This is a genomic window from Hydrogenophaga sp. NH-16 (assembly GCF_004006415.1).
Taxonomy (GTDB): Bacteria; Pseudomonadota; Gammaproteobacteria; order Burkholderiales; family Burkholderiaceae_C; genus Hydrogenophaga; species Hydrogenophaga pseudoflava.
The window spans coordinates 442660-456638 of the sequence record NZ_CP029344.1; the positions used below are offsets into that span (position 1 = coordinate 442660).

A 13979-nucleotide genomic window follows, 5' to 3' on the forward strand; every position below is an offset into this window, starting at 1 on the left:
CGGCCACAGGGTCATCCCCCGTGCAGAGGTGCCTGACCGCCGTGGACTACCGGTTCCCGTGGGACGGGTTGATTGGCCGGTTCAAGTTTCGCAACGAACCGGGCTGGGCCGGCCCGCTCGGGGACCTGATGGTGCAATCCGCCTCCAGGCAGGACTTCCTTGCGCCCGACATGTTGCTGGTGCCGGTGCCCGTGACACCAGCGCGGCTGGCCGAGCGGGGCTACAACCAGGCTTGGGAGCTGTGCCGAGTGATCGGTCGGCGCACCGGCCTCCAGACCATGGCGGAGGCCTTGGTGCGCCTGGGTGACACGTCGGACCAGCACCGCCTCACGCGCGCGCAGCGACTGGTCAATCTGCGAGGCGCATTCGTGGTCCACCCCCTCGTGGTATCAAGGCTGGCAGAAAAGCGGGTGGTCCTTGTTGACGACGTGCGCACCACGGGCGCCACCTTGCATCATGCAGGAATGGCGCTTCGCCATGCCGGCGCCACCGAGGTTCGGGCCCTGGTTTTGGCGCGAACGCCACAGGCGGCACAAGACGGGGAGACCGGTCGATGACACCGCTCCATATGCGCTTATGATCGCGCCCACCAAGGGGGTAGAAGACAAGGCCGGCCCACCGGTCACCGCGTTGAAGGCAGCGCCTCGCCCCATGTTCCACGTTGTCCTGGTCACACCGCAGATCCCGCCCAACACGGGCAATGTGATCCGCCTGTGCGCCAACACGGGATGCCATCTGCATCTGATCGAGCCCCTGGGTTTCTCGATGGACGACAAGCAGATGCGCCGGGCCGGACTGGACTATCACGAATACGCCAGTGTCCAGCGCCACCCCTCATGGACACAGTTCCTCGACACCGCCCAACCGGTTCGCGAGCGCATGTTCGCCCTCACCACCCGGGGACAGGGGCAGGCCTATGCCCAGCGCTTCATGCCTGGCGACTGGCTGGTCTTCGGCTGCGAGACCGAGGGACTGCCGGCCAGTGTGCGCGAGCATTTCGCTGCGGAACGGCAGTTGCGGCTTCCGATGCGGGAAGGCCAACGCAGCCTCAATCTTTCCAACGCCGTGGCGGTGCTTGTTTACGAAGCGTGGCGCCAACAGGGATTCGGAGCAACAAAACCGTGATGCTTATCACTTCTTTGCTGAGGGACGCACCCCACATTTGGGGGTTGCGGTCAACCACAATACGCGGGTTCGTTTGTCCGCCGCATCATGCGGCACATACTCCCTTGCTGTATTGTGTAGACGTCCTGCCCCTGCGGGCAGCCCGGAGGTTTTTTTGATTGCGACGCTGACCAAGCTCTTCAAAGGCAAGGCTGCGCCCGGCAAGGGGGCCAAGGCCGTGCCGAGCCTAAAAGATCTTCAGGTCATCCGGTCTGCCCTGCTGCAGACCGTGGCGGACTGCGACGGCATCTCCGTGCACCGGTTGCGGCACAAGATCGAGCAAACGCAGACCGTGCAGGATCTCTGGTTGCTGCGCAACGACGCCTACCAGCTCATTTCCCAAGCCACCAGCCAGACGGTGGCGGCCGAGCGGATCAACGCCCTCCTGGCGGTGTTCGAAGGCTGGGTCGACGCCCGTCAGCTGGGACGCATCCGCTGAGCGACGCTCAGGGATAGCGCCGCACCAAGGCTTCGGCCACACACACCGGCTTCTCGGCCCCTTCGCGCTCAACGGCCACCGACCAGGCCATCTGCAGGCCATTGCCTTCGATCGGGGTGGCCGTCAACAGCGTCATGCGCGCCCGCAGGCGACTGCCCACCGGGACGGGTGAGGTGAAGCGCACCTTGTTCAGTCCGTAGTTCACCCCCATGCCGCCCTGCCGGATTTCGAACGCCGAGTCGAAAAACACGGGCAGCAGCGACAGGGTAAGGAAGCCGTGCGCGATCGGTGCACCGAAGGGGCCCGCACGCGCGCGCTCCACGTCCACATGGATCCACTGGTGGTCACCGGTCGCGTCGGCGAAGCGGTTGACCTGCTCCTGGGTCACGGTGACCCAGTCGCTGGTGGCCACTTCCTGACCCACACAGGCCGCAAGTTCGTCGAGGGTGTCAAAGCTTCTCATGGAGGCCGACTCTAGGTCCAGGACCCTGAAAGGCACTGTCGGCACCGCGACAGCGCCGGACCGGGTTCAGCGGTCCAGCCAGTCGCAGATGCCGCGCCACTGCTCCAGGTCTTTTTCCACACGGCTGGGCGCCACATCGAACAGCGTGAGCCCGCGCGCGGCGAGGTGGATGTAGTTCTGCGTGTCGCGCAGGTAGCCCAGAACCGGCAGCCCCAGCCCATCGACAAACTCGTGCAGCTTGTCGGCCGCAATCGTGCGGGCATCGACCCGCATGCCAACGATGCCCACCTGCAGATGCCCCGCGTGCTTGGACTGAGCGAGCTCGTCAAGAAACGCGCGCGTGGCGTAGATGTCGAAGATGCTCGGCTGCAGCGGCACCAGCACCTTGTCGGCATGTTTGAGCGCTTCCTTGCACAGCGATCCGTGCAAGCCGGCGGGCGTGTCCAGCACCACATGGGTCGTCCCTTTGGGCGGCTTGCCCACATGGTCGCCCGACACTTCCCACGAGCGGATCGGGCGGGCGGCCGCAGGGCGCAGGCTCAGCCAGAGCGCAGACGACTGCTGGCGGTCGGCGTCGCCCAGCATCACGGCGTGGCCGCGGCTGGCCAGATAGCCGGCCACGTTGGTCGACAGAGTGGACTTGCCCACCCCTCCCTTCGGATTTGCGATCACCACCACCGGCATACGGACCTCCTCGGGTGCATGGAACGCCGGCTATGTTAACGGGCGTGCATCCCAGAGCAGCTTGACCGCGGTCAGGAACATGCCGGTATAGACCATGCGGTAGAACAGCGCCTGGTTGATGCGGTGCGCGATGCGCACACCCACCCACACCCCGATCGGCGCGAATGGCAGCAATGCCAGCGAGGTGGCCATGTTGCGCCAGTCCAGCAGGCCCAGCCAGGCGTACGGAATCCACTTGGACAGGTTGATGAAGAAGAAGAAAAAGGCCATGGTGCCTGTGAACAGCACCGGCCGGAGCTTCAGCGGAATCACATAGGCATTGATCGGGGGCCCGCCCGCGTGGGCGATGAAACTGGTGAAGCCGGACGTGGCTGTCAGGATCGCGCCCAGCCATTTCGGCGGTGGCGGGCTGTCGGCGCGGGGCCGAAACAGCAGGCGCTGCGCCAGGAACAGCAGCGTCACCAGCCCCACCACCCCGGCCACCACCCGGGCGTCCAGGACGCGGAACAACACGGTGCCCAGGACGATGCCGGCCAGGCCGAACGGCAGCAGGAATTTCAGCAGTGCCCGGTCCACATCCTTGCGGAAGGCCGCCATGCCCAGCAGGTCCATCACCAGCAGCACCGGCATCAGGATCGCCGCCGCCTGCGGCACCGTGACCGCCAGCGCCATCATGGGCACGGCCAGCGAACCGAAGCCCGCACCGAAGCCGCTCTTGCTCACGCCCAGCAGCAGCACCGCCGGGATCGAGACCGCGTAGAAGAACGGATCGGTGATCAGCGGCAGCGCGCTCACACGCGCTCGACGATCAGCGCAATGCCCTGGCCCACGCCGATGCACATGGTGCACAGCGCGTAGCGTCCGCCGGTGGCGTGCAGGCGGTTCACCGCCGTGGTGGCCAGGCGCGCGCCGCTGGCGCCCAGCGGGTGGCCCAGCGCGATGGCGCCGCCCCAGGCGTTCACGCGCTCGTCGTCGTCCTTGAGCCCCAGCAGGCGCAGGACAGCCAGGCCCTGGGCCGCAAAGGCTTCGTTGAGTTCGATCACGTCGATCTGCTCCAGCGTCAGCCCGGTCTGGGCCAGCACCTTCTGCGTGGCCGGCGCAGGGCCGATGCCCATGATGCGCGGCGCCACCCCGGCCGTGGCCATGCCGACGATGCGGGCCTTGGGCGTCAGGCCGTTCTTCGCGGCCGTGGCCTCGTCGGCCAGCAGCAGCGCACAGGCGCCGTCGTTGACACCGCTGGCGTTGCCGGCCGTCACCGTGCCGTCGGGCCGCACCACGCCCTTGAGTTTGGCCAGCGCTTCCAGGCTGGTCTCGCGCGGATGCTCGTCGGTATCGACCACCACCGCATCACCCTTCTTCTGCGGGATGCTCACCGGGCAGATCTCGCGCGCCAGGTGACCGGCCTTGATCGCCGCCACGGCGCGCATCTGGCTGGCCAGCGCCATGCGGTCCTGCGCTTCGCGCTCGATCTTGAAGTCCGTGGCCACGTTCTCGGCCGTCTCAGGCATCGAGTCGACGCCGTACTGGGCCTTCATCAGCTTGTTGACGAAGCGCCAGCCGATGGTGGTGTCGTAGACCGCGTTGGCGCGGCTGAAGGCGCTCTCGGCCTTGGGCATCACGAACGGCGCGCGGCTCATGCTCTCCACGCCGCCGGCGATCATCAGCCCCGCTTCGCCGGCCTTGATGGCGCGTGCCGCCGTGCCCACCGCGTCCAGCCCCGAGCCGCACAGGCGGTTGATGGTGGCACCCGGCACCTCCAGCGGCAGCCCCGCCAGCAGGCTGCTCATGTGGGCGACGTTGCGGTTGTCTTCACCGGCCTGGTTGGCGCAGCCGAACAGCACATCGGTGACGGCTTCCCAGTCCACCGAAGGATTGCGCGCCATCAGCGCTCTGAGGGGAATCGCACCGAGGTCGTCGGTGCGCACGGAGGACAGGGCGCCGCCGTAGCGGCCGAAGGGGGTGCGGATGGCGTCGCAGATGAATGCCTGTGGCATGGTGTGTCTCCTCGAAAAACATGCAGGATAATGCATCCATGTTCAGTCCGTCCCAAGCCGATGTCCGGCGCTTCTTCTGTGCCGTGCACGCCAAACAACAGTCCGGCGAGGCCATGGAGGCCATCGAGATGCTGGCCGGCCAGTGGATCGCCGAGCACCCGGAGTACCACGCCGCGCTCTCGGATGTCGACGCGGCGCTGGCGCAGATGGGCACCCCCGGCGACGGTGGGCAGGAGAACCCGTTCCTGCACCTGTCCATGCACCTGTCGATCAGCGAGCAGTGCAGCATCGACCAGCCCCCGGGCATCCGCCAAGCGGTGGAGCTGCTGACCGCGCGCCGCGGCGACCTGCACGCCGCCCACCACGAGGTGATGGAGTGCCTGGGCCGCATGATCTGGGAGAGCCAGCGCTCGGGCCGCCCGCCGGACGGGCAGGCCTACATCGACCAGGTGCGCCGACGCGCCACCCAGGACTGAAACAAAAAAAGCCGCTCGATGAGCGGCTTTTTCATGGGAGGTCAGAGGTCAGCGGAAGCGCGACTGCGGCACCGTCTGCAGGTCGCCGTCCAGCGAACCCAGGTACTTGGCGATCTCGCGCATCTCGGCGGGCTTGAACTGCTTGGCAATGCCGGCCATCACGCCGTTGGAGCGACCGACCACGTTGTTGCCCTCGACCGTGTAGGACTTGAGCGCGACGTAGAGGTAGTCCGAATGCTGGCCGGCGATCTTGGGGTAGCTCGGATCGATGGGCTTGGCGAAGTTGGCGCCGTGGCAGGAGGCGCAGGCACCCTTCTGGATCAGTGCGGCGGCGGCTGCACTCGCGGTCTTGGGTGTCTCCGCGGGCGCGGCGCCAGCTTGTGCCGAATAGAACGCGGCCAGATCGGCCATGTCCTGCTCGCTCAGCGAACCGGCGATGCCGCGCATGGAAGGGTGCTTGCGGTCGCCCTTCTTGTAGGCGGTCAGCGCGGAGACGATGTACTTGTCGGACTGACCCGAGATCTTGGGAACCTTGTGGATCTCGGGGAAGCTGTTCTGGTAGCCCTTGATGCCGTGGCAACCAATGCACATTTCAGCTTTCTTCTGGCCGGCCTCGGCCGAGCCGGTCACACCTTGCGCCTGGGCAGCCGAAACCGCTGCAAGAAGGGTCGCAGCGGCGACAACAGTACGGGCGAACGTAGGCAGCGGATGGGTCATTTTGCAAGCACAATGAAGTGAACGATTGATAAAAATCAACAGACGATTATATAGACTTGACCATCAATAACGGCTTATTGATAACCCTGACCCACAGGCCCATCCACCGCCCTTCCCCGCCCCCTCCATGAAGTTCCAAGGCTCTGAAAACTACGTCGCCACCCAGGACCTGATGCTGGCCGTGAACGCCGCCATCACGCTCAAACGCCCGCTGCTCGTCAAGGGCGAACCGGGCACCGGCAAGACCATGCTGGCCGAGGAGGTGGCGCAGGCGCTGGACATGCCGCTGCTGCAGTGGCACATCAAGTCCACCACCAAGGCACAGCAGGGCCTCTACGAGTACGACGCGGTGAACCGCCTGCGCGACAGTCAGCTCAACACCGCCGACAGCGCCGAGCGCGTCAAGGACATCCGCAACTACATCGTGCAGGGCGTGCTGTGGCAGGCCTTCACCGCCGACCAGCCGGTCGCCCTGCTGATCGATGAAATCGACAAGGCCGACATCGAGTTCCCCAACGACCTGCTGCGCGAACTCGACCGCATGGAGTTCTACTGCTACGAGACGCGCGAACTCATCAAGGCCAAACACCGGCCGCTGGTGTTCATCACCTCGAACAACGAGAAGGAACTGCCCGACGCCTTCCTGCGCCGCTGCTTCTTCCACTACATCAAGTTCCCCGATGCCGACACGATGAAGAAGATCGTGGACGTGCACTTCCCCACGCTCAAGGACGAGCTGCTGACCGCGGCGATGAAGACGTTCTACGACGTGCGCAACCTGCCGGGCCTGAAGAAGAAGCCATCCACCAGCGAGCTGCTGGACTGGCTCAAGCTGCTGATGGCCGAGGACATTCCGCTCGAAGCGCTGCAGAGCGCCGACAACAAGGTGTCGATCCCGCCGCTGGTGGGTGCCCTGCTCAAGAACGAGCAGGACACGACCTTGTTTGAAAAGCTGGTGTTCATGAACCAGCGGAACCGGTGAGCCCCCTGCTCGTCAACGGGAGTCCGTCATGCTGATCGACTTCTTCTACACCCTGCGCTCGGCCAAGCTGCCGGTCTCGGTCAAGGAGTACCTGACGCTGCTCGAAGCGCTCAAGGCCAACGTGGTCGGGCCGACCAACCCGGACGCCTGCACCATGGACGACTTCTACTTCCTGGCCCGCACCGCGCTGGTCAAGGACGAGAAGCACTTCGACAAGTTCGACCGCGCCTTCGCCGCCTATTTCAAGGGCGTGGAGATGATCGCGGACTTCAGCAAGCCGATTCCCGCCGACTGGCTGCGCCAGGAGATGGAACGCCTCCTCTCCGACGAGCAGATCGCTAACGCGCCCAAAATGGACTGGGACGAGCTGATGGAGACGCTGAAGAAGCGCCTCGAAGAGCAGAAGGAGCGGCACGAGGGCGGCAACAAGTGGATTGGCACGGGCGGCACCTCGCCCTTCGGCCATGGCGGCAAGAACCCGCAGGGCATCCGCATCGGCGGCAAGGGCGGCAACAAGTCGGCGGTGAAGGTGTGGGACCAGCGCGCCTACCGCGACTACGACGACACGCAGGAGCTGGGCACGCGCAACATCAAGGTCGCCCTGCGCCGCCTGCGCAAGTTCGCGCGCGAAGGCCACGAGCTCGAACTGGACCTGCCCGACACCATCCGCGCCACCGCCGCCAACGCCGGCTGGCTGGACATCAAGATGATTCCGGAGCGGCACAACAACGTGAAGGTGCTGCTGCTGATGGACGTGGGCGGCACCATGGACGAGCACATCCAGCGCGTCGAGGAGCTGTTTTCCGCCGTCAAGGCCGAGTTCAAGCACCTGGAGTTCTATTACTTCCACAACTGCGTCTACGACTTCATGTGGAAGAACAACAAGCGCCGCTATGCCGAGAAGTTCCCGACCTGGGACATCATCCGCAAGTACAACAAGGACTACAAACTGATCTTCGTGGGCGACGCCACCATGAGCCCCTACGAGATCCTGCAGCCCGGCGGCAGCGTGGAATACAACAACGAGGAAGCGGGTGCGGAGTGGTTACAACGGCTCACACACGCGTTCCCGAAATTTGCCTGGATCAACCCGGAACCTCAGGGCGTGTGGCAGTATCGACAGAGCATCAGCATCGTCCAGCAACTTGTGGGGCAGCGCATGTTCCCGCTGACCCTCAAGGGGCTGGAGGACACGATGAGAATGCTCTCGAAATAAGCCTGCATGACCCTCACCTCCCGGCGCCGTGTGGCTTCCACACGGCTTTTTTGTCTGTTGCCGCTGCTGTTCCTGGGCATGCCGCTGCAGGCGGCGGAGCCCGGACCGGGCAGCGTCCCCGAAGCCAGCGACACAAGCGCCGCGCCCGAACGTTTTGTGATCACGCTGCAGGCGCCTGGCGATCTGCAGGCCTTCCTCCTGCGCCACATCGAGCTGCAGCGCTACCGCCACCTGCCGGACCTGGACAGCGGTGAACTCGACCGGCTGCTGATCGCTGCGCCTGACAACCTGCGGCAGCTGCTGGGCACGCAGGGCTTCTTTTCGCCAGAGGTGACCGTCACCCGCCAACCGGGCGGCCCGGCGCTGGGCGAGGTGCTGATCCGCATCGAGCCCGGCCCGGCCACCCAGGTGGCGTCCTCGGCGGTCTATTTCAGCGGCGACATCGCCCGCCACGCCGCGGCCGAGGAACAGCGCGAGGCCGTGCGCCGGCGCAGCCAGCAGGCGGTGGGCCAGCCCTTCTCGCAGGCGGCCTGGGACCGCACCAAGTCCGACACCCTGCGCCTGCTCACCGCCGAGCGCTACCCGCGCGCGCGCATCGCCAACAGCCTGAGCGACATCGACGCCACCGGCCACGCGGCACACTGGCACATCGAGCTCGACTCGGGCGCGCCGGTGCGGATCGGCGAGGTGCGGGTGGACGGCGCCGAGCGCTACGACCCGCGCACGGTCGAGCGCCTGGTGCGGCTGGCCGGTCTGCGGCCGGGCGCCGACTACAGCCTGTCGCGGCTGCAGGACGCGCAGCAGCACATCGCCGACACCGGCTACTACAGCTCGGTGTTCGCCTACGTGGACCTGGACGCTGCCGGTGAGGCCGACACCCCGGCGCCGGTGGTGGTGCAGGTGCGCGAGGCGCCGCTCAAGAAGGTGGTGCTGGGCATCGGCGGCAGCACCAACAACGGCCCGCGCCTCTCGGCCGAACACCAGCACCTGCGCATGCCCTTCCTGGGCTGGCAGGCGCGCAGCAAGCTGCAGCTGGAGCGCCACGACCAGCTGCTGTCCACCGACTGGAGCGCGCCGGTGGAGGACGATGGCTGGCACTGGCTGACGGGCGGACGCCTGGCGCGGCAGACCGACGGCGACAACACCGTCTCCAGCCTGCGGCTGAGCCTGGGCAAGGCGCAAAACAGCCCGCGCATGGACCGGCGCTACTTCGTACAATACGACCGCGCGCGAACCGTGAACACCGCGCTCGCCAGCCTCTCGTCCGACGGCAACGAGGCCGCCGTCTCGGTCAACTACGGCTGGACCTGGCGCCGCTTCGACCAGCTGCCCTTTCCCCAGAGCGGCTACGGCCTGGGCCTGACGCTGGGCGCCGGCACCACGCTTGGCAGTGAGCGCAAACCGTTCCTGAGCACGCAGGCGCGCTGGCTGGGCTACTGGCCGCTGGACCGCGGGCTCGGCGCCTGGACCGCCACCGCTGAAACGCGCGAGCCCACCACCGCCCCGCCGCCCAGCCGCCTCGGTCGGCTGGCCCTGCGCCTTCAAGGTGGCGCACTGCTGGCCGACACCACCGCCCGCATTCCCGACACGCAGCTGTTCCTCACCGGCGGCGACAACACGGTGCGCGGCTACGGCCTGCGCGACATCGGCGTGCCCCAGGCCGACGGCAGCGTCGCGCCCGGGCGCTACATGGCGGTGGCCAGCTTCGAATGGCAGCGCCCGATCTGGCGCGGCGGCGTGCGCACCGACTGGGAAAGCGTGCTGTTTGCCGACGCGGGCATCGTGACCAACCAGCCCTCGCACACCAGCCCCAAGGTGGGCGTGGGTGCCGGGCTGCGCTACAACAGCCCGGTGGGCCCGCTGCAGCTGGACCTGGCCTATGGCCTGGGGCCCAAGCGCCTGCGCGTCCACCTCAACGTGGGGTTCAGTTTCTGATGCGCGCGCTTCGGACCGGGCTGTGGCTGGCGGGCGGCGCGCTGGGCCTGCTGCTCGCGGCGGCCGTCGCGCTCTGGCTCTGGGCCGGCACGCCCGGCTCGCTCGCCCAGGCCCTGGCCTGGGCCGAGCGCTGGACGCAGGAGCCGGGCGCTTCACCGGGCCGCCTGCACACCGAGAACGTCGAAGGCAGCCTGCGCGGCGGCGGGCGCATCGGCACCCTGCAGTGGTTGCAGGACGGCCTCTCGGTGCAGGCGAACGGCGTGGCACTGCAGTTGGACGACGCGCTCTGGACCGACGCGCTGCAAGGCCGGGGCCTGCACATCCCGTCGCTGACCATCCGCAGCCTGCGGGTGGACGACCAGCGCCTTCCCACACCGAGCGAGCCGCTGGCGGACCTGAGCCTGCCCCTGCCGCTGAGCCTGGGCTTTTCCCTGGAGCGCTTCGAACTCACCGGCCGGCAGGCGCTGAGCGCCACGGACATCGCCGGGCACTACCGCTACGCCGCGCTGTCCACGCCCATGGACGAACCCGCCCTGCCCGACGCACCGGGCGTGACCGCCGCGCACCGCCTGCGCCTCGATTCGCTGCAGTGGGCCGACGGGCGCTACCGCGGGCAGCTCAACCTGGGCGCGCAGGCCCCGCTGCCCCTGGCGCTGGCGCTGCAGGGCGAGGTGCAGGGCCGCGTGCCCGACGGGCCTGCGCTGCCGCTGCAGGCCCAGGCGCGCGCCAACGGCACGCTGGCCGGTGTGGGCGCCGCGCTCGACATCAGCGCCCAGGCCCAACCCGCCGACGGCGCCACCGGCCCGGACGCCACCACCCTGTCGCTCACCGCCCGCGTGCTGCCCTGGGCCGACCAGCCCCTGCACAGCGCCGACGTGAACGCGCGCGCCCTCAACCTCGCCATGCTCTGGCCAACCGCGCCGGTGACAGCGCTGAGCGGGCAGCTGCGGGCGCAGCCCGAAGGCGACGGCTGGCGCGCACGGGTGCAGCTGGACAACGCCCGCGAGCAACCCGCCGACCAGCAGGGCCTGCCGCTGCAGCAGCTGCAGGCCGAGGTGCTGCAGGGCGGCGGGCGCTGGACCGTCCGCGGGCTGCAGGCGCGGCTGGGCGGCGGCACCCTGCAGGGCCAGGCCTCGTTCGCACAGGGCGCCGGCGGCCCGGGCGCACCGGCCATCACCGACTGGCAGGGCGAGCTCCAGGTCCAGGGCGTGCAGTCCACGCGGCTCTGGAGCACGCTGCCGCCCGGCGTGCTCGACGGCAAGGCCAGCGCGCGCGCCGCGCCCTCACCCGCACCGGTCGGCGCCATCGACCTGCAGGCGCAGCTGGGCGCGGCGGGCGCGCGGCTGCAGGGCCAGGGCCGGCTGGAGCCGGCTCAGCGCAGCCTGCAGGGCCGCTGGGGTCTGGAGCTGCCCGGGGCGCGGCTGGACTGGGACGGCCAGGCCGGCCACGCCAGCGGACAAGGCGACCTGCGCGCGCGGCTGGACAACCCGTCCCGCCTGCTCGACTGGGTGCGTGGCCTGCGCAGCCTGCCGGTGTGGAGCGCATCGGCGCGCGACGCACTGGCCTCGCTCGACCGGCTGCGCGCCGACAACGGCGGCAGCGCCCGGGTGCAGTGGTCGGGCGGGCTGGCCGCGCTGGGCTGGCCGGCGCCGACAGCGGCACCCGGTTCCCCATCAGCGCCGGTGACCCCGGTCGCACCGCCCCGGCTGCAGGCCACGATCAACCTGCCCGGCCTCGGCTGGCAGGGCGGCGACGGCGCCGCACCGCTGCGCATCGAAGGCCTGGCGCTGAGCGCCGCCGGCCCGCTGGACGCCCTCGCGCTCAACGCGGCCGGCAGCGCCACCACCGCCGGCTGGCGGCTGGGCCTGGACGCGGGAGGGCAGCTGGGCGTGGCCTCCACGGGCGGCCGGCTCGACCTGTCCCGCCTGCAGCTGCGCCTGAACCCCGAGACGGCATCGGCCCGCACGCCCGGCTGGCGGCTGGACAACACCACGCCGCTGCGGCTGGGGTGGACCATCGACCCGGCCACCGGCCTGGCGCTGGACGCAGGCACCGGCGCGCTGGCGCTCAGCCCCCTGCCCGGCACCACAGCCGCCCCCCAGACCCCGCTCACCCTGGACTGGCAACGGCTGGTCTGGCAATCGGACACGCTGGAGACCCGGGGCCGGCTGCAAGGCCTGTCGCTGCCCTGGCTGGAGTCGTTCGCGGCCCTGGGGCCCGCGCCGTCCCCGCTGGCCTCGAACGGCCTGGCCGGCGACCTGGTGCTCGACGGCGACTGGGACCTGCGCCTGCCCACGAACCCGTCCGCCCCGTTCACCCTGGCGGCCAGCCTGCAGCGGCGCAGCGGCGACCTGCGATGGAACGGCGGCAACGGCAGCCCGGACGCGCCCCTGTCGGCCGGTGTGCGGGACGCGCGCCTGAGCCTGAACGTGCGGGACCGGCGGCTGCAGGCGCTGCTGCGCTGGGACACCGAACGCCTGGGCCAGGCCAGCGCCGACCTCGCCAGCACGCTCGGCAGTGGCGCTGGCGACAGCGCCGACCCGCTCGAACGCTGGTGGCCCGCCAGCGCGCCGCTCAGCGGCTCGGCCCAGGTGCGGCTGCCGCAGGTGGGGGTGTGGTCGCTGCTGGCGCCGCCCGGCTGGCGCATGCAGGGCACGCTCAGCGCCGACGCCCGCCTGGGCGGCACGCGCGGATCACCCGCATGGAGCGGCAGCCTGCAGGCCGACGAGCTGGCCCTGCGCTCCGTCGTCGATGGCATCGCCTTCACCAACGGGCAGCTCCGCGCCACCCTTGCGGGCGAGCGCATCCGGGTCGACCGCTTCAGCCTGCAGGGCCCGGGCGGCGCGGCCAGCGGCGGCACGCTGGAAGCCAGCGGCCAGGCAGAGTGGCGCAGCGTGCCCGGCAGCCTGCTGCGCCAACCCTACATCGAGCTGAAGGCGCAGGCGCAGCGCCTGCGCATCTCCAGCCGACCCGACCGCCGCCTCACGCTCTCGGGCGAGGCCAATGCCACGCTGGACGGCCGCCTGCTGCAGCTGCGCGGCCAGCTCAAGGCCGACTCGGCCCTGTTCATCCTGCCCGACGAGAGCACGCCCAGCCTGGGCGACGACGTGGTGGTGCGCAGCACGCGCGACCTGCCCGTGCCCGAAGGCACCGGCCAGCGCGTGTTGCCGGACGTGTCGGTCACGCTGGACCTGGGGCCGCAGTTCGAGGTGCGCGGCCAGGGCCTGGAGGCGCGGCTGGAAGGGCAGCTCAGCCTGCGCGCCACGCCCGCCCTGCCGACGCCGCGCGTGCTGGGCGAGGTGCGCACCGTCAACGGCACCTTCCGCGCCTACGACCAGAATCTGCGCATCGAGTCGGGCGTGCTGCGCTTCACCGGCCCCTACGACGACCCGGCGCTGGACATCCGCGCCGTGCGCGTGCTGCCCGAAAACACCAACCAGCGCGTGGGGGTGCAGCTCAGCGGCAACGCCCAGGCCCCGCGCGTGGCCCTGTTCGCCGACCCGGACCTGCCCGACGGCGACAAGCTGGCCTGGCTGGTGCTCGGTCGCCCGGCCTCGGCCGCCGGGGCGCAGGCCTTCGTGCTGCAGCAGGCGGCGCGGCGCCTGCTCTCCAGCGGTGGCGAGCCGCTGGACGGTGCGCTGGCGCGCACGCTGGGCATCGACGAGATCGGCTTCTCCGGCTCGGGCACCAGCGCCGACGGCACCACCACCGGGGCGGCGCTCACGCTGGGCAAGCGCCTCTCCAGCGACCTCTACCTGAGCTACGAACAGAGCCTGGCCGGCGCCATGAGCACGGTCTCGATCCTGTACGACCTCTCGCGCCGCCTGACCCTGCGCGCACGCGCCGGCACCGAGAACGCGATCGACCTGATCTTCACCCACCGCTACGACTGAAAACCCCCCGGGCGCC

General features: G+C 69.3%; 13 protein-coding genes. 8 read left to right on the top strand and 5 right to left on the bottom strand.

What is annotated here, in order from left to right:
• The first annotated feature begins 41 nt into the window (after positions 1–41).
• From DD542_RS02170 to DD542_RS02180, 3 genes are all read left to right on the top strand, one after another.
• Positions 42–557, top strand: coding sequence for a ComF family protein (locus DD542_RS02170; RefSeq protein WP_241559656.1), 516 nt, complete (start codon positions 42–44; stop codon positions 555–557).
• Positions 558–651: 94 nt separating this feature from the next.
• Entirely contained in the window at positions 652–1125 is a 474-nt protein-coding gene (trmL, locus tag DD542_RS02175; protein WP_127807253.1) for a tRNA (uridine(34)/cytosine(34)/5-carboxymethylaminomethyluridine(34)-2'-O)-methyltransferase TrmL, read from the top strand.
• Between the two features lie 154 nt (positions 1126–1279).
• Positions 1280–1603 carry a hypothetical protein gene (locus DD542_RS02180; protein ID WP_079364515.1) on the top strand — a complete coding sequence of 108 codons (324 nt, stop codon included), beginning with the start codon at positions 1280–1282 and terminating at the stop codon, positions 1601–1603.
• Between the two features lie 7 nt (positions 1604–1610).
• Here the strand turns inward: DD542_RS02180 and DD542_RS02185 are convergent, their stop codons facing one another.
• From DD542_RS02185 to pcaF, 4 genes are all read right to left on the bottom strand, one after another.
• A complete protein-coding gene (locus DD542_RS02185; RefSeq protein WP_066158631.1) occupies positions 1611–2066 on the bottom strand; it encodes a MaoC family dehydratase in 456 nt (151 codons plus the stop codon).
• A gap of 66 nt (positions 2067–2132) precedes the next feature.
• Positions 2133–2750: a ParA family protein gene (locus DD542_RS02190; protein WP_066158633.1), complete on the bottom strand. Its 618-nt coding sequence runs from the start codon at positions 2748–2750 to the stop codon at positions 2133–2135.
• Between the two features lie 30 nt (positions 2751–2780).
• Positions 2781–3545, bottom strand: coding sequence for a sulfite exporter TauE/SafE family protein (locus tag DD542_RS02195; protein WP_127803474.1), 765 nt, complete (start codon positions 3543–3545; stop codon positions 2781–2783).
• Positions 3542–4744 carry a 3-oxoadipyl-CoA thiolase gene (gene pcaF / locus DD542_RS02200; protein ID WP_127803476.1) on the bottom strand — a complete coding sequence of 401 codons (1203 nt, stop codon included), beginning with the start codon at positions 4742–4744 and terminating at the stop codon, positions 3542–3544. Before pcaF ends, DD542_RS02195 begins: the two co-directional genes overlap by 4 nt.
• 38 nt (positions 4745–4782) lie before the next feature.
• Between pcaF and DD542_RS02205 the strand changes: the two genes are divergently transcribed.
• Complete coding sequence (locus DD542_RS02205; protein ID WP_066158643.1) at positions 4783–5220, top strand: DUF1841 family protein; 438 nt, start codon at positions 4783–4785, stop codon at positions 5218–5220.
• 48 nt (positions 5221–5268) lie between these two features.
• Here DD542_RS02205 and DD542_RS02210 read toward each other — a convergent pair whose 3' ends face one another.
• Positions 5269–5937: a c-type cytochrome gene (locus DD542_RS02210; RefSeq protein ID WP_066158645.1), complete on the bottom strand. Its 669-nt coding sequence runs from the start codon at positions 5935–5937 to the stop codon at positions 5269–5271.
• 127 nt (positions 5938–6064) lie between these two features.
• Between DD542_RS02210 and DD542_RS02215 the strand changes: the two genes are divergently transcribed.
• From DD542_RS02215 to DD542_RS02230, 4 genes are read left to right on the top strand one after another with little or no spacing between them, the layout of a single operon-like run.
• A complete protein-coding gene (locus DD542_RS02215) occupies positions 6065–6919 on the top strand; it encodes a MoxR family ATPase (protein WP_066158648.1) in 855 nt (284 codons plus the stop codon).
• Positions 6920–6947: 28 nt separating this feature from the next.
• Entirely contained in the window at positions 6948–8135 is a 1188-nt protein-coding gene (locus tag DD542_RS02220) for a VWA domain-containing protein (RefSeq protein ID WP_127803478.1), read from the top strand.
• Positions 8136–8141: 6 nt separating this feature from the next.
• On the top strand, positions 8142–10070 hold the full coding sequence (locus DD542_RS02225) for a BamA/TamA family outer membrane protein (protein WP_127803480.1): 1929 nt from the start codon (positions 8142–8144) through the stop codon (positions 10068–10070).
• Complete coding sequence (locus tag DD542_RS02230) at positions 10070–13963, top strand: translocation/assembly module TamB domain-containing protein (RefSeq protein ID WP_127803482.1); 3894 nt, start codon at positions 10070–10072, stop codon at positions 13961–13963. The genes DD542_RS02225 and DD542_RS02230 overlap by 1 nt, the downstream gene beginning before the upstream one ends.
• Positions 13964–13979 lie beyond the last annotated feature (16 nt).